The organism is Pseudoduganella dura (genome assembly GCF_009727155.1).
GTDB classification, from domain to species: domain Bacteria; phylum Pseudomonadota; class Gammaproteobacteria; order Burkholderiales; family Burkholderiaceae_D; genus Rugamonas; species Rugamonas dura.
This window is the reverse complement of the sequence record NZ_WNWM01000002.1, coordinates 5573797-5599110: the sequence shown is the minus strand read 5'-3', so window position 1 is coordinate 5599110 and position 25314 is coordinate 5573797. Positions and strand designations below refer to the sequence as shown.

The following is a 25314-nucleotide window of genomic DNA, read 5'->3' as shown; positions in this document are numbered from 1 at the left end:
AACCCGACAATAAGTAAACTTTTTAATTTACTAATAGCGAGGGTGCATTACCGGTTCAACTGCTGCTGCACCCAGGCCAGTATATTGCCCGCATCCATTGCACCCGGCTGGCGCGCCACCTCCCGCCCGCCGCGGAACAGCGCCAGCGTGGGAATGCTGCGGATCGCGTAGCGCGCGCCCAGGTCCTGGTTGGCCTCGGTGTCCACCTTGACCACGCGCACGCGCGGCTCGAGCCGCTGCGCGGCCTGCGCATAGAACGGCGCCATCGTCCGGCACGGGCCGCACCAGGGCGCCCAGAAGTCGACGAGCACCGGGATATCGCTGCGTTCGATATGCTTCTGGAAACGCGCGTTCGACAGGTCGACGGGCTGGCCGGTGAACAGCCCGAGCTGGCATTTGCCGCACGTGGGGCCCTCGCCCAGGCGTTCGTCCGGCACCCGGTTGACGGCATCGCAATGCGGGCAGACGATGTGCAGTGACGTGGTCATGGCGTATCCTGTGAATTGCGGTTCTTGACGATGCCGCGAACGTTCGTGGCGGCCAGGCAGCAGTTTAATACGATGAGCGCCCAGGCGTCGTCATGCAGGCCCCAGGTGATCCACATCGCGTTACTGACCAGGAAGACCACGAACCCGGAAAGGCGCCGCCGCGCCCGCTGCGACGCCACCAGCCATGCCGCCAGCAACGATGCGGCCATCGCCGGCCATTGCAGAAAATCGATCCAGTCACCCATCCGGCACTCCAAGCTCATCCGTCGAGTAACGAGTGTAGCGCCGGTTCGTTTCCGGTGTCGCATGATGACGCTATCGTGCGCCGATCCGCGTCGAACGCCGCTATGTTCGGATGCCCCCACGCCGGTATCGGGCGCCGTCCCGCGGGCGCCAGGCGGTCCCGGCAGCATGCGGGCCCGCGCCGATGCCGGCCGGGGTACCAGGAGTGCTGCGATGAATGTTGCCCTGCTTGCCCAATTTGCCGGCGTGCTGCGCATCGGCGTGATCCTGGCGATCGCGCTGCACGTGCTTGCGCTCGTGCCGCAGTGCCGTGCCGGCTGGTACCAGCCGCGTTTCCTGAACGTGAGCCTGAACGGGCTGGTGCTTGCCGTGGCACATGGCGCCCTGCTCGCGCTGGCCGGCGGCGAGCTGGCGCCGGACGACCCGCATGGCCGCGGCGACGCCGTGGCCTGGTGCCTGGGCGTTGCCATGCTGCTCAATATCGTCGTGGCGGCGCAGAACCTGCTGGCGGTGACGGCACTGATGCGCCTGCATCGCGCCAGCGCGGTGATCGCGCACAGCATCCGGGCCGCCGTGCAGCCCATGGTGTGGACCAGCGCTGCGCTGTCGCTGGCGGCCTATGGCTGGATCTGCGGCTGGCTCTGAAGGCCGCGCAGGAAACCGTCCAGGTAAGGCGCCGTGCGGCTCTCCGCCGTGCCCGCCACTGTGGCGGGCGGCCCGGCGGCCACGATGCGCCCGCCCTCGTCGCCGGCGCCGGGGCCGATATCGATCACCCAGTCGCTCGCCGCCACCACGCGCATGTCGTGCTCGACGGCGATGACCGTATTGCCGGCATCGACCAGTTTCTGCAACTGGGCCACCAGCCGCTCCACGTCCGCCGGATGCAGGCCGGTGGTCGGCTCGTCGAGGATGTACAGCATGCTGCCGCGCGCAGCGCGCTGCAGTTCGGTCGCCAGCTTGATCCGCTGCGCCTCGCCGCCGGACAGTTCCGTGGCCGGCTGGCCCAGGCGCAGGTAGCCCAGGCCCACGTCGTGCAGCATGTCCAGCGCGCGGCGCAGCGCCGGCTCGTCGGCGAAGAATTCCCGGGCCGCGTCGACCGTCATGGCCAGCACCTCGGCCACGTTGCGGTCGCGGTACTGCACTTCGAGAGTCTTGGCGTTGTAGCGCGCGCCGTGGCATACCGGGCATGGCGCATACACGCTTGGCAGGAACAGCAGTTCCACCATCACGAAGCCTTCGCCCTCGCAATTGTCGCAGCGGCCCTTGGCCACGTTGAACGAAAAGCGGCCGGCGTCGTAGCGGCGCGATTTCGCCGTCTTCGTCGCGGCGAACAGCTTGCGCACATGGTCGAACAGGCCGGTGTACGTGGCCAGGTTCGAGCGCGGCGTGCGGCCGATGGGTTTCTGGTCCACGCGCACCAGCCGCCGGATGTCCTCGAGGCCCGCCGTGATCCGGCCCTCCAGCGTGGCCGGGCCCTGCTGTTCCAGCGCGTCTTCTTCTTCCGGTTCTGCTGCCGGCTCGTGGCCCAGCGCACGCGTGACCAGTTCGACGAGCACCTGGCTGACGAGGCTCGACTTGCCCGAGCCGGAAACGCCCGTCACCGTGGTCATCACGCCCAGCGGAAACTGGCACGACAGGCGATGCAGGTTGTTGCGCGTAACGCCCGCCAGCTTCAGCCAGCCCTGCGGTGCGCGCGGCTCGCGTGCCGGCGGCGGCGCCGCCGGGAACAGGTAACGCTTCGTCTGCGATGCGTCGATGACTTTCAGGCCGGCCGGTTCGCCGCTGTACAGCACATGGCCGCCGCCCTCGCCGGCCGCCGGGCCCACGTCGACGATCCAGTCGGCGTGCCGGATCACGTCGAGCGAATGCTCCACCACGAACAGCGAGTTGCCCGCCGCCTTCAGCCGCGCCATCGCGCGCAGCAGCGCCACGGTATCGGCCGGGTGCAGCCCGGCCGACGGTTCGTCGAGCACGTAGACCACGCCGAACAGGTTCGAGCGCACCTGCGTGGCCAGGCGCAGGCGCTGCAGCTCGCCGGGGGACAACGTGGGGGTGCCGCGGTCGAGCGCCAGGTAGCCCAGGCCCAGGTCCAGCAGCACGTCGAGCCGCGCCAGCACGTCCTGTGCGATGCGCTGGGTGACGATCAGCTTTTCCGGGTGCGCCGCCCGCTCCTTCGCGCTGACTTTCGCCGTGCCTTCGGCATGCGGCGCCATCAGCTGCGCCAGCCGCTGCAGGGGCAGGCGCGCCAGTTCCGTGATGTCGTGCCCGGCGAACGTGACGGACAGCGCCTCGGGCCGCAGCCGCCTGCCGCGGCATGCCGGGCACTCGGTGCTGACCATGTAGCGCGCCACGCGCTTCTTCATCGACGCGCTTTCCGTGGTGGCGAACGTCTGCAGCACGTACTTGCGCGCGCCGGTGAACGTGCCCTGGTAGCTCGGCGTTTCCTTGCGCTTCAGCGCGCGCTTCGTTTCTTCCGGGGACAGGCCGGCGTACACGGGCACCGTCGGCTGTTCGTCGGTGAACAGGATCCAGTCGCGCACTTTTTTCGGCAGGTCGCGCCACGGCGTATCGACGTCGTAGCCCAGCGTGACGAGGATGTCGCGCAGGTTCTGGCCATGCCATGCGGTGGGCCAGGCGGCCACCGCGCGCTCGCGGATCGTCAGCGCATCGTCCGGCACCATCGACGCTTCGGTCGCTTCGTACACCCGGCCCAGGCCGTGGCATTGCGAGCAGGCGCCTTCCGGCGTATTGGGCGAGAACGATTCCGCATACAGCAGTTCCTGGCCGGGCGGGTAATCGCCGGCGCGCGAGTACAGCATGCGCAGGGAATTGGACAGCGTGGTCACGCTGCCGACCGAAGACCGGGTGGTGGGCGTGCCGCGCTGCTGCTGCAGGGCCACCGCGGGCGGCAGGCCGTCGATCTCGTCGACCTGCGGCACCGGCATCTGGTGGAACAGCCGGCGCGCATACGGCGACACCGATTCGAGATAGCGGCGCTGTGCCTCGGCATACAGCGTGCCGAACGCCAGCGACGATTTGCCGGAGCCGGACACGCCGGTGAACACGACCAGCGCATCGCGCGGGATGTCCACGTCGACATTCTTCAGGTTGTGTTCGCGCGCGCCCCGGACGGTGACTGTTCCTGCCTTGCCCTTGCCCGTCATGGGGTGTCCTCGTCGGCCGGCGGCTCGGCGAGAGCCTCGGCCAGATGCGCGCCGTCGCGGCCCGCGTAATTGACCTCGGTGCTGACGCGGTACCACGCGAAGGCATCCGGTTCCAGCGCCATCTGCCGCGCCAGCATTTCGGCCTGTTCGCGCGGCAGGTCGGGGTCGAGCCAGGTGGCGGCATCGGCGGCGTTCAGCACCACGGGGCGGCGGTCGTGCACGTCGAGCATGCCGCCTTCGGCATCGGCCGTCACCAGCACGAAGCCGGATTCGGCCTTGTGCGCCGGGTCGTCGTCGCGCAGCGGGGCGAAGCTGGCCAGCGCCAGCATGAACAGCGGCTCCCCATCCTTGCGGTGGATGTGCCACGGCTGCCGCTTGCCCTTCGCGCCGGTCCACTCGTACCAGCCATTGGCCGGCACGACGGCGCGGCCGCTCTTCAGCAGGCGGCCCCAGTAGTTGTTGGTGATCTTCTCGATGCGCGCGTTGACGGACACGGGCAGCTTGTCGGCCGCCCACGAGGCCCGGTAGCCCCAGTGCAGATCGTCGACGTGCAGCTTGCCGTCCACGAGATGCAGCACCGGGCGGTACGTGCCGGGCGCCGCGTTGAAGGTCGGCCGGGCCTCGCTGTCATAGACGGCGTCGGCCCAGCCGAAGGCGGCGACGTAGCGCCGCGCGATGTCATTTTGATCGAATCGTCCACACATGTTGCCATCGTAGCAGCATGCCACCCGGCCGCCGCGCACCGCAGGCACGCGGTGCAGCCGGGTCACGGGCCAGCCGACGATTTGTGCGAGATCAACGAATGCCCTGAGGGCTGGCCCCAGGACAAAACCTGAGCAAGATCAAGCTCAGTCGGTCCGCCCGGTCATCGTGTCCTTCGGCTGCTCGGCCACGTCGCCCCAGACCACGTAGTCGTCGACCGAGTACAGCCTGCACGGCTCGCGGCTGGCGGCCTGGCAGGCGGCCAGGGCGCGTTCGTTCGGCATTTCGCCTTCCTCGGCCCAGCCCCACGCGCCGCTGGACGAGACGGCGAAGGCGCGCGGCGTCTGCTTCGTCAGGAACGCCTTGTATTGCTGGCGTCCCTTCTCCGGCAGGAACGGCACGGCGGCCACGTCGTCGAGCGGTGCGAAGTTGGTGCGCGGCTGCGGTGCCGGTTCGGCCACCGCGTACACCTGCCCGGTCGGCATGCCCACCTGGCGCAGGAAGCGCTCCACTTCCGGCAGCCATACCGGCTGGCCGTCGCGGCTGCCCAGCATCGTGTGGGCGTCGTGCTTGAACGGGCCGTAGGCCACCAGCTGCACCTTGCCGCCGTTGGCGGAAAACGCGTCGTACATGCGGTTCACCAGCGCCGGGCTGAAATAGCTGTCGTTGGCGCCGTACATCCACAGGGTTTCGATGCGGTTCCTGCGGCCGAATTCGGCGAACGCGCTGACCAGCGACCCCTGCCAGTCGCAACTGCCGCCGTGCACCTTCAGGCCCCCGGCGAAATTCATGATGCCGCGTACGCCCGGCAGGTCCTGGGTCGACAGCGCGATGCTGGCCAGCCCGCCGTACGACTGCCCGGCGATCACGATATGGTCCGGGTCGATGAAGGCCTGTTCGCGCGCATAGGCCACCACGTCGGCGATGTCGCCGGCCTGCTGGTAGCCGTTCGCCTTCATGTTGCAGCCGAAGTCGGAATAGGTGCCACCCGACTGCGCGAAGCCGGTGCGCATCGGCACCATGACCGCATAGCCGCGCCGTACGAACTGCGTCGCCATGTAGACGAAGCGGTCGCGCCCCTGCGCGCGCGGGTCGCCCGGCGACTTGCCGTGATTGATGATCAACAGCGGAAACGGACCGGGGCCGGCCGGCTTGTACAGCGTGGTTTCCAGCTTCACGGTCATCCGCGGTCCGGCCGGCACCATGACGATCTGTTCGTTGAGGCGGGCATCCAGCGGCAGTTGCGGGGCGCCGGCGCACGGTGCCAGCACGGCGCACGACATGACGGTGGCAACGGCGAACTGGCGGAGTCTGGACAGGGCGGACACGGCGGCACTCTCGGGAATAATTGGCGCTAGGCAATATCCCGATTCTCGTGTCAAACCTCAGCCATTGCAATCCCAAATGATTAATCCAGGCAATTTTTAAGCGCCGCATGGGTCAATTCTGTTGCTTTCCGGAACGTCCATCCGGTAGCCGGCAGCCCGGCGGCGATGGCATTCGCCCAACTCGTTGCAGGAGTGTTCACGGTCGTTCCGATTTTGCGACACGGCTGTTGCATGGGGGCGCGTTTTTCCCTGCCGCCAACCGTGCACGCGGCGCGGCTTCGATAAACTGGCCTGTCTTCGGAACGAATTTTGCAGAAGGAACAGCGCGTGGCGATTTCGGCATTGGGCATCGGCTTGACGGGACTGCAGGCCAATGTCAAGGCACTGGACATGGAGGCGCATAACACCGCCAACATGAACACCGACAATTTCATCCCGCAATCGGCCAGCTTCACCGAAGCGCGGCCGGTCGGTACCGGCGTCACGCTGTCGGTCGCGGCGCGCGCCCAGTCCGCCGCGGAGAATGTCGGCGGCGCACCGTCCGGCACCGACCCGGCATCGTCGATCACCAATTCACTGGTGTACAAGGCCGGCTTCGACCTGTCCGCCAGGCTGATCCAGGCAGCCGACGAGCGCCTCGGCACGCTGATCGACATCCGCGCGTAGATCCACGCACAATGCGGCGCGGGACCTCTCGATGCGTCCGCGATCGACCGGGACGACCTGCTCGATGCCGATATGGCATGATTGCCCGACTTCACTCTGGCAGACCGGGCATGACGAATCCTCCCACGCAATTCCCTGCGAGTTCGACCGCGAGTTCGACCGCAAATCCGCCCTCCTTCACCCACCTGATTTCCGACTGCGACGGCGTGCTGATCGACAGCGAAGCGGTGGCGCTGGCGGCACTGGCCGATTACCTGTCGCCGCTGCATGCGGACCGCGAGGCATTGACCGCCCTGATCAGGCCGCGCCTCGGCCTGAAGCTGGAAGCGCTGGTGCTGGGCGTGTGCGCCGAGCTGGGCCTGCCCGAACCCACCGTGCCGGACCTGGCCGTGATGCGCTCGGTGGTCGAAGGCGAATGCGACCGCAAGGCACAAGCCATCCCGGGGGTGCGTGAAGCCTACGCGGCAATTCCCCTGTCGAAGGCCGTGGCCAGCAACAGCCGCCATGCGCGGGTGCAGGCCCTGCTGGGCCGCACCGGCCTGGCGCCGCTGTTCGACGGGGGCATTTACACGGCCGACATCGCCGGCCGCCCGAAGCCCGATCCCGCCGTCTACCTGGCGGCCGCGGCGGGCATGGGCGCGGCGCCGTCGCGCTGCATCGTGATCGAGGACAGCGTCACCGGCGTGCATGCGGCGGTGGCGGCCGGCGCCACGGTGCTGGGCTACGGCGGCGGCGAGCACAGCCCTGCCGGTCAGGCACAACTGTTGCGCGACGCAGGCGCCGCCCACGTGTTCGGAACGATGGCGGAGTTGCCGGCACTGGTGGCCCGGCTGCGCGACGCCGGCTGAACGAACGCAGGCGCCCCCCGCCGGCCTACCCCATCGTCGGCGCCGGCGCCCCCGTCAGCAAGCCCTCGATCGCGTGGCCCTGCACCACCGTTTCGAGCCGGTCGACGACCCGGCACGACAAGTGCCGCCGCACGTCTTCCGGCAGGCTGTCCCAGTAAGCGCGCGTGACCTGCAGGTCGTGCTTGTCGGCGTTGGTGCCATCCGGCGCGTCCACGCCGAGCACGAACACGGGACGCGACTTGTCGGACCGGTTCGCCGTGCCGCGGTGGATCGTCAGCGCCGAGCGTGCCGAGATGTCGCCCATCTGCGCCAGCTTGCGCTGGGCACGCGCCTCGTAGCGGGGCCACAGCGCCTGTTCCGGGAACATCGGATTGCCGCCCGCCAGATCGTCCCACTGGGTGCCGGGCGCGATCTCGAACGGGCCCATGTCCTCGGTCACGTCGACCGTGGTGATGTTGAACGCCAGCGAATCGAGCCGGCGGCCGGTCAGCGTGGCCGCGGGAGACGGGAAATCGCGGTGCCACGGCTGGTGCAATGCGCCGGGGCCCGGCACGTCGAAGCCGGCTTCGACGATCTTGTAGTCCGGCCCCAGGATCGCGGTGCACACGGCGACCACCCAGGGGTGGGTGATGATGTCGGCAAAGCCGCGCAGCCGTTCCGGGTGGATCTCCACATAGAAGCGGTTCGGCCCGCGCGGCAGCGCGCCGCCCGGCTTCTGCTGCGCCTCGGCGAACAGCGTGTCGATGTCTTCGCGCAGCCGTTGCACCCAGTCGCGCGGGAACGCGCCTTTCAGCGCGGTGAAACCATCGCCATACAGCGCGCCCATGATCGTGGCCACGTCGTAGCCGGCGCCGTCGGCGTTGGTGTCAGTATCAGTGCGGGTATCGTTCATCTTGTCCCTCCGTTGCCGCCATTGTAGGCAAAAGTCGCGGCGCGCGCGGCACGCCTGACCATGCGCGAAGTGTGCGTGCGCGAACAGCAAGTCGCCCTTTTCCCCCGTTAGCATTTGCCGGTACGGACCAGAAACAGCACGGGAGGAAAGACCATGTCGACCGGACGGGAGAAGAACGACGCCAGCGTGCCCACCGAACTGCAGGCGGACGGCCGCGTCATCGGCAAGCTTGCGTGCGGCGAACTGGAAGGCAATGCGGTATCCACGCTGGGCAATCCCGGCGTGCGCCACTGGCAGGCCACCTACCTGGACCACGCGGACCTGGCCGACCGCGGCAATATCTTCTTTGCCGCCGTCGAGATGACGCGGATGCCGATGCTGATCACCGATCCCAACCAGCCGGACGATCCGATCGTGTTCGTCAACGGCGCCTTCCTCGACCTCACCGGCTATGAGGAACGGCAGGTGGTGGGCCGCAACTGCCGCATGCTGCAGGGGCACGACACCGATCCGCGCACGGTGGCCGAAGTGCGCGACGCGCTGCGCGGGCAGCGCGCGGTGGCCGTCGACATCCTGAACTACAAGGCCGACGGCACGCCGTTCTGGAATGCGCTGTTCATCGGCCCCATCTTCGACAAGGCCGGCAAGCTGCTGTATTTCTTCGCCTCGCAGATGGACATCACGCAGCGCCGCATCCATGAGCAATCCTACCTGCAGGCACAGAAGATGGAAGCGATCGGCCAGTTGACGGCCGGCCTGGCGCACGACTTCAACAACCTGCTGCAGGTCGTCAACGGCAACCTCGAACTGGCCCAGCGCCTGCTCGACAACAAGGCCCAGGCGCTGCAGGCGATCGGCCGCGCGCAGCGCGCCGCGATGAAAGGCGGCGCGCTGACCCAGCAGCTGCTCACATTCGCCCGCAAGCAGCGGCTGGACCCGCGCCGCATCAACCTGAACGCGCTGGTGCTCGAATTTTCCGAAATGCTGGTGCGCACGCTCGGGCAGGAAATCCGGCTGCAACTGGACCTGCGGCCGGGCCTGCCGGCCTGCGTGCTGGATCCCACCCACCTCGAGATGGCCCTCCTTAACGTGCTGATCAATGCCCGCGACGCGATGGGCACCGGCGGCGAGGTCACCGTCGGCACATCGCTGATCGGCGACCCGCGCAAGGTCGCCGGCCACCACCTGCCGCCGGGGCAGTACGTGGCGATCTGCGTCGTGGACCGCGGCAGCGGCATGACAGCGGAAGTACTGCGGCGCGCGACCGAGCCGTTCTTCACGACGAAGGGCCCGGGAACCGGACTGGGCCTGGCGATGGTGCACGGCTTCGTGCAGCAATCGCACGGCAAGATGGAAATCGACAGCGCGCCGGGCGCCGGCACGACCGTCAGGATGATCTTCCCCGTCGCCGAGCAGGAAGCGGCCGCGCCGCCCGCCATGGCGGAGAACCGCGCCGGGCCCGGCAAGGGCAAGGCGAAGATCCTGCTGGTCGACGACTACGAGGACGTACGGCAGCTGGGGCAGGCGATGCTGGAAGCGCACGGCTATGCGATCGTCACGGCCGCCAGCGGCGAAGAGGCGCTGCAGCTGCTGGAGCAGCATGCGGACGTGGACCTGCTGTTCTCCGACGTCATCATGCCCGGCGGGATGACGGGCCTGCAACTGGCCGACGAGGCGCGCCGGCAGCGGCCGGGCCTGCCGATCTTGCTGGCCACGGGCTACATGGAGCAGTTGCCGGATGCGCGGCACCCGGCCTTTCCCGTGCTGCCGAAACCCTACAGGGAAAGCGAACTGCTGGGCCGGATCGCCGATGCGCTGGCGGGCCATGGCGCCAGGCCGCATCCTGCCAGCGTGTAATGAATGTCAGCCTGGCAGGCCTGTCAGGTCAGCAGCGTGGGACGGATGCCGAGGCTGTCGGTGTCGACGATCCACAGCGGCCGTGCGCCGCGCGCGGTGCGCGGGGTACGCAGCACGTAGTCGAAGCAGCGGTGACGGTCCAGCAGGCCGACCGCGGGCGGCAGCAAGGCCAGCACGCGCATCCGGGCACAACCCGGTATCGTGCGCAGCGCACGGGCCAGCTGGAAGCCGTCCAGGTAACGCAGGTCGAGCCCCAGCACGGCGGCGGTCGGAAAGAAGGCGCGCGCCTTGTCGAGCGCCGCCACACCATCGAACGCGATACGCACGGAAAAGCCGGCGGAGCCGAAGGTGCGCGCCAGCGCCTCGGCCAGCGCATGGTCGTCGCTGGCGACGAGCACCCGGTCGCCGGGCCGGAACGGTGTAATCAGTGTCGCGTTCGTCATCTTGTCCCCCTCCACACCGTCGATTCTGGCACGGGCGGCCGGGCGCGCTGTAGGCACACGCCTCGTACCCGCGTGGGAACAGGCCGATCCGCATCATGCAACCAACCTCGCGCGGGCCATCGGCGGATCGCGTTATTCTGGAACGAGACGGTAAAACACGTCATGCCAACCCGCGAGGCAGCCATGGAAGTTACGGACGACACGGTCATACTCCCCTTTCGCGATCGCGCCCAGGCGGCCGAACTGCTGGCCGAGCACCTGCTGCGATGGCGCGGCAGCCGGCCGCTGATTCTTTCGATCCCGCGCGGCGCGGTGCCGATGGGCCGCATCATTGCCGACCGCCTCGAAGGCGATCTCGACGTGGTCATGGTGCGCAAGATTCCCTCCGCGTTCGATCCCGAACTGGCGGTGGGCGCGGTGGACGAACATGGCACCGTGGAACTGGCGCCCTACTTCCACCGCACCCGCACCGGGATGGAATGGGTGGAGGCGCAGGTGCGCGAGCAGATGGCGCTGATGAAGCGCCGCCGGGCCGCCTACGGCCCGTCGGCCGATGTGCGCGGCCGCGTGGTGCTGGTGGTCGACGATGGCCTGGCTACCGGGTCGACGATGGCGGCGGCATTGCGCGTGCTGCGCAACCGCCAGCCGCGGCGGCTGGTCGCCTGCGCGCCGGTCGCCGCGCCGGAAGCGGTGTCGGTGATCGGGCCGTTGTGCGACGATGCCGAGGTATTGGCGGCGCCGCACAATTTCACTTCCGTCAGCCGGCACTACGAAGTCTTCCAGCAGGTCGAGGAAGCGGAAGTGATCCGGCTGCTGGACAAGGTAGGCTGAAGAGGCATGAAGAGGTAACCGGCATGTGTCCGGCCCGGCCCGTCGGCCGGCCGGGCAATCTCAGGCCAGCGCCGTATCGAGCACCATCATCACGATGAAGCCGCCCACGACGGCGCACGACGCCGTCTTCGCGTTGCCGTTGCGATGCCCTTCGGGAATCACATCGTGCGCGATCACGAACAGCATCGCGCCGGCGGCCAGCGCCAGGCCCCATGGCAGCATCCACCGCGCATACTCGATCAGCACGGCGCCGCCGACGGCGGCGACCGGCTCGATCAGCCCGGAAGCGATGCCCAGCGCGCACGAGAACAGCCGGCCATAGCCGACCGTGCGCAGCGCCAGCGCCACCACCAGGCCTTCGGGGACATCCTGGATCGAGATGCCGGTGGCCAGGCTGTGCGCCTTGGCCACATCGACGCCGGCATAGGCCACGCCGATGGCGAGACCTTCCGGCAAATTATGGATGGCGACCGCGGCCACGAACAGCCACGCCCGCTTCAATGAATCGCTGCGCGCAGTATCGACCCCTTCAAGGATCGTCTGCTGGCGCACCATGCTGTCGAGCAGCAGCACCAGGCCCATGCCCAGAAGTATACCGCCGCCGGCGATCGCGCTCGCTTCGAACGCGCCCGCCCCGCCGCCCTTCGCCGCCGCGATCGACGGGATCACGAGCGAAAACGCGGTGGCGGCCAGCATCACGCCGGCACCGAAACCGAGGAAGCCGTCATAGGTACGCTGCGAAAAATTCTGCGACAGCAGCACCGGCAGCGTGCCGAGTGCCGTCGCCAGGGCGGCGGTGGCGCCGCCCATCAATGCACCATGCACGCTGGCGTCGAATGCCTGCACACCGCCGACGATATCCTGCAACAGCGCCAGCGCTCCGCCGAGGCAGATCGCGGCGCCGAGCGCATAACGCCAGCTGGGAGGAACGCGCGCCAGCCGCATGTCAGGCCAGCGGTTTAGGCGCCGAGCCGTCCGGCGTCGATGGTACCGAGCCGCCGGTCGCGGAAGCCGAGGCGATCTGTCCCGGGTCCGCGATCATGCCCAGTTCGGCACCGGTCAGCGGATCCGTGCCCGGATCGGACATGGTGCGGGCCGCCAGCTGGTTCAGCAGTTCCGCATCGGCCTTGTCCAGCGTGACGCTGGCATCGCCGCCACCGCCATCCACGTCGGCCTGCTCGACACGGTCGGTAACCACCTGCCATTTTTCGCCGCTGTTCCACGGGCCGCTCAGATCCGGACCGCCCTGCGACATCTTGTAGTACACGCTGGCGAATTCCGGACGTCCGGCGGTTTTCCCCGGCGGGAAGTTCGGCTGGATCGCATACAGGGCTTTCTCGAACGACTTCTGGTGGGCGATCTCGCGCGTCATCAGGAAGCCCAGCGCTTCACGCACGCCCGGATCGGGCGTCAACGCGATCAGGCGTTCGTAGACGATCTTGGCACGTGCCTCGGCGGCGATGTTCGAGCGCAGGTCGGCGGTAGGTTCGCTGATCGAATCGATGTATGCCGCCGTCCACGGCACGCCGGCCGAGTTGGTCAGCGGAGCGCCGGCGCCATACAGCACCTGGGTGATGTGGCTGTCGTTGCCGGCGCCGGTGATCTGGCGGTACATCTCGCCTTCCTCGTCGACAGCCTCGGACAGGCGGCCCTTGGCGCCCTTGTTGAGCATGACGACGATATTGCCGATCACCTCGAGGTGGCTGAGCTCCTCGGTGGCGATATCGAACAGCATGTCCTTGCGGCCTGGATCATCCTCGGCAACGGCCTGGGTGAAATAGCGCATCGCCGCGGCCAGCTCGCCCTGCGGGCCGCCGAACTGTTCCAGCATCAGATTGGCCAGGCCTGGGTTCGGTTCGCTGACCCGTACGGTATATTGCAATCGCTTGTTATGTGCAAACATTACTCACTCCTAATCGGTTCATGAACGCCCGCGGATTGCGGTGTGCTCGCCTGTCGTACTCGTGTACGTCGTACCCGTGTATGAAGTACTCGTATGCAATCGCGTATGTCGTACTCGTGTTACAGCAGCAGGGACATCATGAACGTTTAGAAAACTTGCAAGTATAGGAACGCGACGACAGCGCTTGTAGGATAACCGCCGTCCATTTTGCAACACTTCGGCTCGCACGCCGTGGCGGGCTAGGCAGCCGCCGGCTCCGGGCCCGGCGTCATCAGCAGGCGGCGCAGCACTTCGCCACTGCGTTGCGCCGAGCCCGCCTGTTCCAGGTATTCGCCGGCGGTCTGCGGATAGCCCGCGTTCATCGCGCTGTCGGCCATCTGCCTGAGCAGCTTTTCCTTTTCCGCCAGCGCGCGCACCGCCGACCACAACGATTCCTCGACCGCCTCGCTCTGCTGTGCGCACAGGTGCCGTTCGGTGAACGCGTGCCCGGTATGGCAGCGGAAGCGCTTCGGCGAGAGGCCTTGCAGTTCCCACAGCGTACCATGGCATTCGGGACAGGTGAACGTCGATGGAGCGGCGATGCGGGCCAGCGTTTCCATGCCGCCGTCCTCCAGTGCGAAGCGGTTTTCCAGGCGCACCCATTCGGGCGCTTCGCGCGATGCGTTGCGGGCTGCGACCATGTTCTCCTCCACCATCTGCTCCAGCGCTCGCCCCATGTCGGCCAGCCGCAGCACGCGGTCGACCTCGACGTTGCGCAACGCGCTCTCGGGCATCTCCGGCGCCTGTGCTTCGTCCGGCAACTGCACCATTACCTGGCCGCCGCAGGCCTTGATCGCCTGCAGGCCGGCGGTACCGTCGTCCATCATCCCCGTCAGCACCACGCCGATCGCACGCGGGCCATAAGCCGTGGCGGCGGACCGGAACAGCGGGTCGACCGCCGGCCGCGCATGGTTTTCGCGGGCGCCGCGCGTGAGCGTGGCGCGGCAGAACCGGCCAGGGCCGTCGGCACTGCCTTCGTCGCGCGTCACCACCAGGTGAAAGTCCGGCGGCGCAACGAGGATCCGCCCCGGCTCGAGCACATCGCCGGCGCGCGCATGGCGCACCGGCAGCCGCGTCGAGTTGGCCAGCAGCGACGGCAGGATGCTGTCGTGGTGCCCCACGTGCATGACGATCAGCACGGCGGCCGGGAATTGCGCGGGCATGCCGCCGACCAGGATGCGCAATGCCTCGACGCCTCCGGTGGAGGTGCCGATGACGACCACGTCGTCCGCGGCGAAGATGGGAGTTGGGCTCATCGACCAAGCGTGCGCGCTCGCGCCCCGCCGGTCGGTACGCCAGGACACACAGGCCCCGCCGTCGTTTACGTATCAGCCGCCGGGTTTCAGCCGGGTTTCAGCCGAGTTTCAGCCGGGTCTCAGCCCCGGGGCAACAACCGGTCCACGCGCTCGCTGAGCAGTTCCAGCGTCACCGGCTTCGTCATGAAATCGGAAAAGCCCGCTTCGCGCGCCCGCTGGATGTCCTGCTCCCGCCCCAGGCCGCTGAGGGCGATCGCGGGCACGTGCCGCAGGGCCGGCTCGGCCCGCACCGCCCGCATGAACTCGAAGCCATCCATGTCCGGCATCGACAGGTCGGAAATCACCAGGTCGGCGCCGTGTTCGCGCAGCAGGTCGAGCGCGCGCCGGGCGGTGGTGGCCAGCAGCACCTCGGCCCCTTCCAGCTGCAGCAGTGCCTGGAAGGTTTCCGCCGTGTCTTCGGTGTCGTCGAGGATCAGTATCCGGCGGCCCGCCAGGGCGCCGTCGGCGCCGGTGCCGGACGGATCCTCGGGGTGCAGCTCCGACACCAGGGGCAGCCGCACGGTGAAGCGGCAGCCCCGGCCCGGCCCGTCGGACGCTGCCGCCACGCTGCCGCCATGCAGTTCGACCAGCTGGTGCACCAGTGCCAGCCCGATGCCCAGCCCGGCCTTGCTGCGCACCGGCTGCGCGCCGCCCTGGCGATACATGCGGAAGACGTCCGGCAGATGCTCGGGATCGATGCCGGCACCGTTGTCTTCCACCTCCACCACCGCCATGCGGTCGTCGCGCCACAGCTTCAGCGCCACGGTGCCGCCGGCCGGGGTGAATTTCACCGCGTTGCTGAGCAGGTTCAGCATCACCTGCTCGATGCGCACCGGGTCCACCGAGACCACCAGCGGCTCGTCCGGCGGCAGCAGGCGCAGCGTGAGGCCGGCCACCACCGGGTCGGCGCGCATCATGTCGATCAGCCGTACGGCGATATCGGTCAGGTCGACGTCGCGGCACGCCAGGGCCAGCTTGCCGGTGGAAACGCGCGACATGTCCATCAGGTCTTCGATGATCTTGGCCTGGCTGGCCACGGAATTGCGGATGATCGAGGCGGCGCGCAGCGCCGGCGGTGACTGGCGCACGGCGGGCAGGCGCGACAGCAGTTCCACATTGATGTAGATGAGGTTTAGCGGATGGCGCAGCTCGTGCGACATCACGGCCAGGAATTCATCCTTCATCGCGCTGGCGCTCTCGGCCTGGCTACGCCCGGCCTGCTCGGATGTGAGCGCGGCCTCGCGGCGGTTGTCATGCTGCGCGCGCGTGGTCTGGTCGCGGGCGATCTTGGCGAAGCCGTGGAACTGGCTGTGCTGCAGCGGCGTGGTAATGCCGGCGCAGAAGAAGCGCGAACCGTCCTTGCGCAGGTGCCAGCGCTCGTCCTCGGCGCGGCCATCCTCGGCGGCGCGGCGCCGCTCGTCCGCCGGCGCGCCGGCCGCGCGGTCTTCCGGCGTGAAGATCGGGTCCAGGCTGCGGCCCATCATTTCCTCTTCCGACCAGCCGAAGTTGCGCTCGGCGCCCTTGTTCCAGCCGGTGACGAAGCCGGCCGCATCGACCGTGACGATCGCGTAGTCGTCGGTGCTTTCGGCCACCAGGCGCATCCACACTTCGCCGGTGCGCACCTTTTCCTCGGCTTCGCGGCGGCCGGTAATGTCGAAGAACGTCATCACCGCGCCTTCGATCTTGTCCTCGGTGGTGCGGTATGGCAACAGACGAACGATGTAGTAGCGCCCCTCGTTGCTGCGCACCTCGCGCTCGACCAGGCGCAGCGTGTCGAACGTGGACGACACGTCGCCGGACAGTTCGTCGTAGTCGAGCCGGTGCGTGATGTCGAGCAGCGAGCGGCCGATGTCGTTGGGGATGATCGAGAAGATGTCCGCCGCGCGCGGCGTGAAGCGCTTGATGCGCAGCGCCCGGTCGACGAAGATGGTGGCGATGTCGGTGGAGGCGATCAGGTTGTTCAGGTCGTCGTTGGCCTTGCCGGTCTCCTCCACCTTCACCTTCAGCTCGTAGTTGACGGTGATGAGCTCTTCGTTCACGGACTGCAGCTCTTCCTTCGACGTTTCCAGTTCTTCCGTGGTCGAGCGCAACTCTTCGTTGATCGCCTGCAGCTCCTCGTTCGAGGCACGCAGTTCCTCGTTCGACCCCTCGGCATGTTCGATGGTTTCCTGCAGCTTTTCCTTGCTGCGCTGCAGTTCGGCTTCGAGCTGGTTCAGCACCAGGTCCTTGTGCTGGCTGAGCACCTCGGGCCGTTCGTCGTTCAGCGACTGGGCGATCTCCTCGAACAGGATCAGCGTGAAATCCCGGTTGGCCACTTCGTCGCTGAACGGGCGCACGATGATGTTGACGAACCAGGCCTTGTCGTCGCGCCTGACGAGCACGCGCTGGGCTTCGACGCTGTTGCCGCTCTGGTGCGCCTGGTACAGCGCGGTGCGCAGTTCGAGCCGCATTTCCGGCAGCACGAGCGCCAGCGCGTTGCGCGACGGTTCGCCGCCCACGTGCCGCAGGAACCTGCCGGCCGAGTCGGACATGTGGACGATGTTCGCTTCCCGGTCCACCACCAGGCTGGGCGGCGCGAACCGCGACAGCGCGCGCTGGTGCACGTCGGCGTACGAGAACTCGCGCCGCACGACCCCGCCCACGGCTACCTGCTCCTGCGCCCGGCTGGCCTGCGCATTCGACAGCGCCGGCAGGTAACGCGCCGCGCGCGACAGCGGCCGCGCCCGGTAAATGCGGTTCTTCTTGTCGAACGGCACGAAGAACTCGGCCGCCGCGTCGGCCGACTCGGACGAGCCCAGGAACAGGAAACCTTCCGGCTTCAGCGCCGAATGGAACATCTCCATCACGCGCAGCTGCACATCGCGGTTCAGGTAGATCAGCAGGTTGCGGCACGAGATCATGTCCAGCTTCGAGAACGGCGGATCGCGCAGCAGGTTGTGCGCGGCGAACAGGATGCGGTCGCGCACCGCCTTGCGGATGCGGTAGCGGTCGTCTTCCTTCGTGAAGAACTGCCGCACCCGGGTGGGCGGCACATCCATCACGATCGATGCCGGATAGACGCCGGCCCGCGCCGTGCCGATCGCATGCTCGTCGATATCGGACGCGAACACCTGGATTTCCGGCGGCCGCTCCTGCTGCGCAGCCTGGTCGGCCAGCAGCATCGCCACCGAGTAGGCTTCCTGCCCCGTGGCGCAGGCGGCCACCCACACGCGCACCTGCTCGCCCCGCGCCTTGTCGCGGAACAGTTCCGGGATCACGTCGCGCTCGAGCGCCTCGAACGCGTCGCGGTCGCGGAAGAAATTCGTCACGCCGATCAGCATGTCGTTGAGCAGCGCCTTGAATTCGCCCTCTTCGCGGCCGAGCAGCAGGGCATAATCCGGCAGCGTCGCCACGCCCTTGACCTGCAGCCGGCGCTCGATCCGGCGCAATACGGTGGCGCGCTTGTAATAGCTGAAATCGTGCCCGGTGTGGGCGCACAGCATCGAGATCACGCTCTGCAGCGCTTCCTCGTCGTGCACCTTTTCCTGCTCCTGGGGCGCCGGACCGATCGCACCGTCGCCATCGCCTGTGGGCGGCAGATGGATCTGGCGCGCGTTGTCCCAAAGTTCGATCAGCTTGGCGGGAATATCGGCGGCGGGCAGCACGAAGTCGATCATGCCGGTGCCGATCGCCGCCTGCGGCATGCCGTCGTGTTCGGCATCGTGCGGATCCTGCGCCAGCGTCAGGCCGCCGTGCTCCTTCACCCGCTCGATGCCGACGGCGCCATCGGCGCCGGTGCCGGACAGCACCACGGCGAACGCGCGCTCGCGGTGCGCCTCGGCCAGCGTGCGGAAGAAGACGTCGATCGCCACGTGCTGCCCGGGGTTGCGCGTGAGCTCGGAAACGCCCAGGCTGCCGTCGTCCATCCACAACTGCTGGTTCGGCGCGATCACGTACACGTGCTCGCGCTCGATGTGCACCCGTTCGGTCACCTGGATCACCGGCATGGGGGTGACCCGCTGCAGCACGTTGTCCGCCGAGCTCTGGTGCGTTGGCGACAGGTGCAGGATCACCACGAACGCCATGCCATTTCCGGCAGGCATATTCTCGAAAAACTGCAGCAGCGCCGGCAGGCCGCCGGCCGATGCACCGAGCCCGACGATGGGAAAATGCAGGTCGCTGGGCCTCACGGCCGGAGCGGGGTCTACTGCCAGGGGCGTGCCGGAGTGCGACATGGAAAGAGGTGGAGTTGTTTTGGAGGGCACTGAAGTCTACTCCAATCATGTTACAAGTTTAAGGATCGCCGTGAGTCTTTACGCGGAAAGAAGCGTTTGAGCACAAATTCCGAAAAGCTTTCCTGGCGGGGCAGGCGAGGGTTGACACCGGCATGCATCCCGCTGCACACTGCGCGCCCTTCGCATACCCGCCACCATGCCCGGAACAATCACGATGCAAGCCACGCCTGCACCGGCCACCAGCGCCGGCGCCCTCCCGCCGGCACTGCCCGAGCGCCTTGCCGGCCTGCTCGCAGAACGGGCCGCGCGCCATCCGCTGGCGCCGGCATTGCGCGAACATGGGCGCGACATCGGCTATGGCGCCTTGTGGGACGCGGTGCGCGAAACGGCCGGGCAACTGGCGGCGCTCGGCGTGCGGCCCGGCGACCGCGTGCTGGTGGTGGGCGAGAACTCGCTGGCGCAGGCGTGCCTGATCTTCGCCGCGGGGCTGTGCGACGCGTGGTTCGTGTGCGTCAATCCACGGCTGACGGCGCGCGAGGTCGACGGCATCGCCTCGCATAGCGGCGCACGGCGCGCCTTTTACCTGGACGGCGCGTCGCCCGAGGCCGCGGCGCACGGCGCGCGGCACGGTGCGGTGCACTTGCCCGCGCCGGCGCCCGTCGGGCGCTGGCTGGCCGGACCGCTGAATGCGGATGCGCGGCCCGAGCCGGTGCACGCGGACGGTGCGCGCCAATGCGCGGCGCTGCTGTACACCAGCGGCACCACCGGCCAGCCGAAAGGGGTGATGCTGTCGCACCGCAGCCTGCTGCACGTGGCCGCCGTCTCCGCCACCTTGCGCCGGCTGGTGCCGGGCGACCGCGCCTGCGGCGTGCTGCCGGTGTCGCACGTGTACGGCCTGGCCTCCGTGCTGCTCGGTACCTTGCACGCGGGCGCCTGCCTGCACCTGGTGCCGCGCTTCACGCCGGCGGGCCTGCTGCGCATGCTGCGCGACGACGGCATCACCATCCTGCAGGGCGTGCCGGCGCTGTACGCGCGGCTGCTGGACGCGGCCGCCGGGCCGGTCGTCTCCACCCTGCGCTTCATCTACGCCGGCGGCTCGCCGCTGACCCCGGCGCTGAAGGCGCGCATCGAAGCGGCGTTCGGCCTGCCGCTGCACAACGGCTACGGCATGACGGAAACCGCGCCCACGATCAGCCAGACCCCCGTCGACGCGCCGCGCGCCGACACCTCGGTGGGTTTTCCCATCCCGGGCGTGGCGATCCGCATCGACGGCACGGGGGGCGAGCTGTGGGTGCGCGGGCCGAACGTGATGCTCGGCTACTACCGCGATGCGGCGCAAACCGCCGCCGTGCTGCGGCCGGACGGCTGGCTGAACACGGGCGACGTGGTACGCCGGGGCGCGGACGGCGCGCTGTTCATCATTGGCCGCACGAAGGAACTGATCGTGCGCGCCGGCTTCAACGTCTACCCGCTGGAAGTGGAAACGCTGCTCAATGCGCATCCGCGGGTGGTGCAGTCCGCCGTGGTGGGCCGCCCCGGCCCGGACGGGGACGAGGAAGTGATCGCGTTCGTCGAGGCCCGTGGCGAGGGCGGCGGCAGCGGTGCCGGCGACGCTGCCGCCCTGGCCGGCGAACTGTCGGCCGGCCTGCGCGGGCAGCTGGCACCCTACAAGCTGCCGGCGCGCATCGTGGTGGTGCCCGCCCTGCCCGCCGGCGCCACCGGCAAGGTGCTGAAGGCGGCGCTGCGCGACATGGCGCTCGCGCTGGCGTGACGGCGCCTTATCGTGCGTGCACCAGCTGCGTGATCTCGATGAGCCGCTGCTGGTACTCCCGCGCCAGTTCGGCGATCAGCGCATGCAGCGCGTCGTCGGCCGGCCGGTAGATCAGCAGCCCGTCCGCCGTGCAGGCGCAGAAGCCGCGCGCGGCGAGCTCGCGAACGATCGCGTCGGCCCGGGCGACCGATTGCAGGTAGAGCCGTTGCGCGATCGCTTCGGCGGTCCAGATCGTGCCGGGCGCCCCGTGCAGCAGCAGCAGTGCTTCCAGGAACGGGACGGATGGCAGCGTCAGCACGAAACTGCGCAGGTCGGGGCTGATCTCCTTCATCGATTCTTTACTGGTGGCCGGCGGCGGGTGCACTCGCGGGTGGTGTCGCACGCGAGGCCTCGGAACCGGACCGGGGCCGGCGTGCCATCCGTGCGGCTGAGTAAACCATTCGGTATGCCCGCGCGTTCTCTACCTTTCGAACAGCCGCGACGAACCCCGGCTGGGCGGACGCCCGATGGGCGAAAGCGAAATTATATTCCTAAAAATGTATTTATGCCATGCAGCAAGGGAGACGGGCAGCCATGAGCAGCACCACCAAGAACAATCTACGCGGCAGGCAGCCGGGCACCGGCGGGGAGCCGGAGCGCGCGCCCGCACCGAACCTGGAGGCGCTGCAGAAGCTGCGCATCGTGATCCGCGCGGCGCAGCGCCATTCGCTGTGGATCGAGAAACAGTGCGGCGTCAACGGCGCGCAGTTGTGGATCATGCAGGAGCTGGCCGACGTGCCGGGGCTGCGCGTGGGCGAGATCACGGCGCGCCTGGCCATCGCGCAAACCACCACCAGCAACCTGCTCGAAGGACTGGCCAGGAAGGGCTACGTCGTCAAGACGCGCGACCGTGAAGACGCGCGTGTGGTAAAACTGGCATTGTCCGATGCGGGGCAGGCACTATTGGATGCCGCCCCGAAACCGGCGCGCGGCCTGTTGCCGGAAGCGCTGGCGAAGCTGGACGTGGCCGGACTGGCCAGCCTGAACGCGGGCCTGCAGGGCCTGCTGGAATCGATCGACGACCTGGATGTGACGTTCGGCCTGCAGCCGATGCCATTCACAATGTAGAAGGAACAGCATGGAAGACGAGCAGCGCGGCGCGGACCGCGAACACTCGCGAAGGAAGGACGACACACCGCGCTACCTCGATCCCGGCGACTCGGTGTTCTCGCTGTGGGGCCGCGTGATCCGCGCGCGTTACCAGCGCGTGGCCGCCGCGCTGACGCGGCATGTGATGCAGCGCCCGCTGCGCATCGGCATCTCGGCGCGCATCTTCCACCCCGAGGCCGGCGCCACGGGGCTGCGCAGCAAGAACCTGCAATACCTGGAAGAGTCGATCGCGCACTGGGTCATGTCGCGCGACGTGCTGGTGTTCATGATCCCCACCGTGAACACGAGCGGCCTGCTGCACCCGTCGAACATCCGGCTGCGCGACTATGCGCGCCACCTGGACGGGCTGGTGCTGCAGGGCGGTGCGGACGTGTCGCCGCAAACCTATTCCGAGGCGCCCACGCGCCCCGAGTGGAGCGGCGACCGCGCGCGCGACATGTACGAGCTGGAACTGCTGCATGAATTCGTCGAGGCGGGCAAGCCGGTGCTGGGCATCTGCCGCGGCTGCCAGCTGATCAACGTGGCCTTCGGCGGCACGCTGTACCAGGACATCGCCACCGACGTGCCGACCGCGATGGCGCACGTGCACGACGACTACGACCGGCACCGCCACGAGATCGCCTTCCCGCCCGGCTCCTCCCTGTCGAAGCTGTTCAGGGAGACCGCCGGCGGCGTGGTCAACTCGATCCACCACCAGGCGGTGCGCACGCTGGGCCGCGACATGGACGTGGAAGCGCTGTCGGTGCCGGACGGGATGATCGAAGCGATCCGCTACCGCAAGGCGCCGTTCGTGATGGGCCTGCAGTGGCACCCGGAATTCCACCGCGCCGGCGGGCAAGAACTGCTCGACTGCACGGGGATTCTCGACAACTTCCTGCGGGTGGCGCGGGAGACGCGGTTCTAAAATAGTAAATGGGACGGACCAAAAAAATGGGGACGGACCCTGTTTTTCAGGAAATTTCCTGAAAAACAGGGTCCGTCCCCGATTTTCGTCAGCGCCGCCCGCGGAACCGCTGCACCGCCGCGTCGACGATCCCCTCGACACTGCCGCTGGAAGCGAACTGGTCGCGCAGGTATTGCGCATCGCTGCCCACGTGCGTCACCTGCATCAGGTGGTTCACCGCGGCGCTGCCGCCGAGCCGTTCGGCATACGGGTCCATCTTGCGCAGCGTGGTCAGGATATCCTCGCGCAGCGACAGGCTTTCGTAGGTCTTCGGGTGCACGATGACGCCGTCGAGGCCGAAACGGCAGGCCTGGAAGCGGTTGTAGTTGTACACCAGGTAGTCGTCCTCCGCCGGCGGCTCCTCCTTGCGGTCCAGCAGGTAGGCGCACAGCGCCTGCAGGTAGGCCGCCAGCGCCGCGGCGCGCTCCACGGTCAGCGGCGTGTCGCACACGCGCAGCTCGATGGTGCCGTATTCCGGCTTGGGGCGGATATCCCAGTAGAAGTCCTTCATGCTCTTGATGACGCCGGTGTGCTCCATCTTGGCGAAGAACTTGTCCGCGAATTCGTCCCACGACAGCAGGAACGGCGCCCGGCCGCTCATCGGGAACGCGAACACGGAGTTCAGCCGCGCCGAGTTGAACAGCGTGTCGCCGCCCTGTACGAACGGCGACGAGGCCGACAGCGCGATGAAGTGCGGCAGGTAGCGCGACAGCGAGTGCAGCAGGTACAGCGCATCGTCGCCGTTGCCGGTGCCGATGTGCACGTGCTGGCCGAACACGGTGAACTGCTTGGCCAGGTAGCCGTACAGCGACGACACTTCCTTGAAGCGCGGCTTTTCGAAGATGCGGCGCTCGACCCACTTCTGGAACGGGTGCGTGCCGCCGCCGCAGATGCCGATGTTGAGCTTCTCGCCGGCCCGCACCAGCGTGTCGCGCACCTCGTGCAGCTGCGCCAGCAACTCGGTGTGGCGGGTGTGGATGTCGCTGTTAATCTCGATCATGCTTTCCGTGATCTCCGGCGTCACGTGCCCGGGGAACGGCTTTTGCTCCAGCAGGTGCAGCAGATCGGGGCTCGATGCGGTCAGGTCGTAATCGGAAAAACTCACGAGCTGCAGCTCGAGTTCGACGCCCATCGTCAGCGGAGTCGACGCGGTGAACGGTCCCAGTGCCATGATTATTCCTCCTTCGGCGTTTCGCGGGCCCAGATCAGGGCGCGCTGGGTGATGATGGGGCCGAGCACTTCCATGAACACGGTCATCGCGGCCACGGCGGCCAGTTCGTCGATGAAGACGACGCCGGAATTCTTGGTCTGCTCCAGCAGCAGCACGACGAACACGGACATCGGCGCCAGCGCCATGCCGGTCGCCAGGCCCTTGCGCCACGGGATGCCCGACAGCTGCGAGAACGCGGCCACGCCGGCGGTCTTCACGATGAAGCGGGCGATCAGCAGCACGAATGCCAGCATGCCGCCGTTGACGACGTTGTTCCAGTCCAGCGTGGAGACGGCGAACACGAACAGCAGGATCGTCAGCAGCTCGCCGATCGCGCCGAAGTTGCGCTGCGTGCGGGTGAAGGCCACGCGGCGGTGGCGTGCCGTCAGGCCGAAGGCCAGCGTGGCCAGCACCGGCGACAGATCGTAGGCGTGCGTGATCGCGACCAGGATCACCACCACCAGCGCGAACGCCAGCGTGCCTTCGCGCGCCAGGTTGCCCAGGTGGCGCAGCACGGCCGGCACCAGCATGCCGCATACCGCGCCCAGCAGCGCGGACGCCACCAGTTCGATGGCGCTCAGGGAGATCGCCTGCGTCAGGCTGCCCGACGTATTGAATACCCAGAAGCCGACGATGACCTTGAACGTCAGCACGGCCAGCACGCAGTTCATCGCCACCAGGTGCAGCACCCGCTCGGTGACCTGCCCGGAACTGCGCTGTTCGTTGACCACGCGCAGCACGCCGGCCGGGGACGTGGACATCGCCAGTGACGCCAGCAGCAGTGACGGCATGGTGTCCATGCCCCAGGCGCTGGCGATCAGGTAGACCACGGCGAACGTGGCGAACGCTTCCGCAAGGCCGCTGACGGCCACCCACGGATTGACGCGCAGCCAGTTCAGGTTGACGCGGTAGCCCAGTTCGAACAGGATCAGGCCGAACGCGACGTTGGCCAGCACGATGACGGGGCTGGACGATTCGGTGGCGAACAGGTCGGGAAACGCCTGGGCGCACAGGAAGCCCACCAGGCCATAGACACTGATGCGGGGCAGCTTGGTCCAGCGGTGGATGAACTCGCCGGCAAGCCAGGCGAGGAGTACAGCGAGCGGCCACGCGAGTTCGGCCGAAATGACCAGGAAATCTGGCATAAGGTTCCTCCTATTATGAATGCTTGAGCCGGGCAGGATCGGCAGTAATTACATTTGCGCGAATGTAATTGATAATGACCGGGGATGCAAGGAAACTCATCCGTAGATGACTATATAGCAAGATTGACCATGGTGTCGCACTGCAAGGGCGTGCAGTACAATGCGGGCAACTATCACGGAGCC

General features: G+C 67.9%; 22 protein-coding genes. 8 read left to right on the top strand and 14 right to left on the bottom strand.

Annotated features, from left to right (window positions below; genetic code table 11):
* Positions 1–47 precede the first annotated feature (47 nt).
* Both trxC and GJV26_RS24425 read right to left on the bottom strand, forming a co-directional pair.
* Positions 48–488 carry a thioredoxin TrxC gene (gene trxC / locus GJV26_RS24430; RefSeq protein ID WP_155711253.1) on the bottom strand — a complete coding sequence of 147 codons (441 nt, stop codon included), beginning with the start codon at positions 486–488 and terminating at the stop codon, positions 48–50.
* The gene (locus GJV26_RS24425; RefSeq protein ID WP_155711252.1) at positions 485–733 is read right to left on the bottom strand and encodes a YgjV family protein; all 249 of its coding nucleotides are present in this window, start codon (positions 731–733) and stop codon (positions 485–487) included. The genes trxC and GJV26_RS24425 overlap by 4 nt, the downstream gene beginning before the upstream one ends.
* A 211-nt stretch (positions 734–944) precedes the next feature.
* On the opposite strand from GJV26_RS24425, the gene GJV26_RS24420 reads away from it, so the two are divergent.
* Positions 945–1376: a hypothetical protein gene (locus GJV26_RS24420; protein WP_155711251.1), complete on the top strand. Its 432-nt coding sequence runs from the start codon at positions 945–947 to the stop codon at positions 1374–1376.
* Here the strand turns inward: GJV26_RS24420 and uvrA are convergent.
* The 3 genes from uvrA to GJV26_RS24405 form a co-directional block, all read right to left on the bottom strand.
* Entirely contained in the window at positions 1349–3895 is a 2547-nt protein-coding gene (gene uvrA / locus GJV26_RS24415) for an excinuclease ABC subunit UvrA (protein WP_155711250.1), read from the bottom strand. The genes GJV26_RS24420 and uvrA overlap by 28 nt on opposite strands.
* Entirely contained in the window at positions 3892–4665 is a 774-nt protein-coding gene (locus GJV26_RS24410; RefSeq protein WP_229427990.1) for an SOS response-associated peptidase, read from the bottom strand. The genes uvrA and GJV26_RS24410 overlap by 4 nt, the downstream gene beginning before the upstream one ends.
* Positions 4666–4743: 78 nt before the next feature.
* A complete protein-coding gene (locus GJV26_RS24405; protein WP_229427989.1) occupies positions 4744–5925 on the bottom strand; it encodes a dienelactone hydrolase family protein in 1182 nt (393 codons plus the stop codon).
* A 309-nt stretch (positions 5926–6234) separates the two neighbouring features.
* Between GJV26_RS24405 and GJV26_RS24400 the strand changes: the two genes are divergently transcribed.
* Positions 6235–6591: a hypothetical protein gene (locus GJV26_RS24400; protein ID WP_229419424.1), complete on the top strand. Its 357-nt coding sequence runs from the start codon at positions 6235–6237 to the stop codon at positions 6589–6591.
* Between the two features lie 110 nt (positions 6592–6701).
* Positions 6702–7439: an HAD-IA family hydrolase gene (locus GJV26_RS24395; protein WP_155711249.1), complete on the top strand. Its 738-nt coding sequence runs from the start codon at positions 6702–6704 to the stop codon at positions 7437–7439.
* Positions 7440–7464: 25 nt separating this feature from the next.
* Here the strand turns inward: GJV26_RS24395 and GJV26_RS24390 are convergent, their stop codons facing one another.
* Complete coding sequence (locus tag GJV26_RS24390) at positions 7465–8331, bottom strand: phytanoyl-CoA dioxygenase family protein (protein WP_155711248.1); 867 nt, start codon at positions 8329–8331, stop codon at positions 7465–7467.
* 153 nt (positions 8332–8484) lie between these two features.
* On the opposite strand from GJV26_RS24390, the gene GJV26_RS24385 reads away from it, so the two are divergent.
* Positions 8485–10188 carry a histidine kinase famiy protein gene (locus tag GJV26_RS24385; protein ID WP_155711247.1) on the top strand — a complete coding sequence of 568 codons (1704 nt, stop codon included), beginning with the start codon at positions 8485–8487 and terminating at the stop codon, positions 10186–10188.
* A 23-nt stretch (positions 10189–10211) separates the two neighbouring features.
* Here GJV26_RS24385 and GJV26_RS24380 read toward each other — a convergent pair whose 3' ends face one another.
* The gene (locus GJV26_RS24380) at positions 10212–10631 is read right to left on the bottom strand and encodes a response regulator (protein ID WP_155711246.1); all 420 of its coding nucleotides are present in this window, start codon (positions 10629–10631) and stop codon (positions 10212–10214) included.
* Between the two features lie 183 nt (positions 10632–10814).
* Between GJV26_RS24380 and GJV26_RS24375 the strand changes: the two genes are divergently transcribed.
* On the top strand, positions 10815–11462 hold the full coding sequence (locus tag GJV26_RS24375; RefSeq protein WP_155711245.1) for a phosphoribosyltransferase: 648 nt from the start codon (positions 10815–10817) through the stop codon (positions 11460–11462).
* 60 nt (positions 11463–11522) lie between these two features.
* On the opposite strand, the gene GJV26_RS24370 is transcribed toward GJV26_RS24375, so the two are convergent.
* The 4 genes from GJV26_RS24370 to GJV26_RS24355 all read right to left on the bottom strand — a co-directional run bounded on the left by GJV26_RS24370 (position 11523) and on the right by GJV26_RS24355 (position 18913).
* Positions 11523–12407: a ZIP family metal transporter gene (locus tag GJV26_RS24370; RefSeq protein ID WP_155711244.1), complete on the bottom strand. Its 885-nt coding sequence runs from the start codon at positions 12405–12407 to the stop codon at positions 11523–11525.
* 1 nt (position 12408) lies between these two features.
* Complete coding sequence (locus tag GJV26_RS24365; RefSeq protein WP_155711243.1) at positions 12409–13365, bottom strand: manganese catalase family protein; 957 nt, start codon at positions 13363–13365, stop codon at positions 12409–12411.
* A gap of 239 nt (positions 13366–13604) precedes the next feature.
* Complete coding sequence (locus tag GJV26_RS24360) at positions 13605–14660, bottom strand: chemotaxis protein CheB (protein WP_155711242.1); 1056 nt, start codon at positions 14658–14660, stop codon at positions 13605–13607.
* Positions 14661–14779: 119 nt separating this feature from the next.
* A complete protein-coding gene (locus tag GJV26_RS24355) occupies positions 14780–18913 on the bottom strand; it encodes a CheR family methyltransferase (protein ID WP_155711241.1) in 4134 nt (1377 codons plus the stop codon).
* 208 nt (positions 18914–19121) lie between these two features.
* Between GJV26_RS24355 and GJV26_RS24350 the strand changes: the two genes are divergently transcribed.
* Positions 19122–20684, top strand: a complete 1563-nt coding sequence (locus tag GJV26_RS24350; protein ID WP_189442226.1) for a class I adenylate-forming enzyme family protein — start codon at positions 19122–19124, stop codon at positions 20682–20684.
* A 7-nt stretch (positions 20685–20691) separates the two neighbouring features.
* Here the strand turns inward: GJV26_RS24350 and GJV26_RS24345 are convergent, their stop codons facing one another.
* Positions 20692–21015 (bottom strand): hypothetical protein, encoded by a 324-nt coding sequence (locus GJV26_RS24345; RefSeq protein WP_155711239.1) that lies wholly within the window; start codon positions 21013–21015, stop codon positions 20692–20694.
* A 242-nt stretch (positions 21016–21257) separates the two neighbouring features.
* Between GJV26_RS24345 and GJV26_RS24340 the strand changes: the two genes are divergently transcribed.
* On the top strand, positions 21258–21791 hold the full coding sequence (locus GJV26_RS24340) for a MarR family winged helix-turn-helix transcriptional regulator (protein WP_155711238.1): 534 nt from the start codon (positions 21258–21260) through the stop codon (positions 21789–21791).
* Positions 21792–21801: 10 nt separating this feature from the next.
* Complete coding sequence (locus GJV26_RS24335) at positions 21802–22737, top strand: gamma-glutamyl-gamma-aminobutyrate hydrolase family protein (RefSeq protein WP_155711237.1); 936 nt, start codon at positions 21802–21804, stop codon at positions 22735–22737.
* Between the two features lie 88 nt (positions 22738–22825).
* On the opposite strand, the gene GJV26_RS24330 is transcribed toward GJV26_RS24335, so the two are convergent.
* Positions 22826–23947 carry a YbdK family carboxylate-amine ligase gene (locus tag GJV26_RS24330; RefSeq protein ID WP_155711236.1) on the bottom strand — a complete coding sequence of 374 codons (1122 nt, stop codon included), beginning with the start codon at positions 23945–23947 and terminating at the stop codon, positions 22826–22828.
* Positions 23948–23949: 2 nt separating this feature from the next.
* Positions 23950–25131: a cation:proton antiporter gene (locus GJV26_RS24325; RefSeq protein ID WP_155711235.1), complete on the bottom strand. Its 1182-nt coding sequence runs from the start codon at positions 25129–25131 to the stop codon at positions 23950–23952.
* Positions 25132–25314 lie beyond the last annotated feature (183 nt).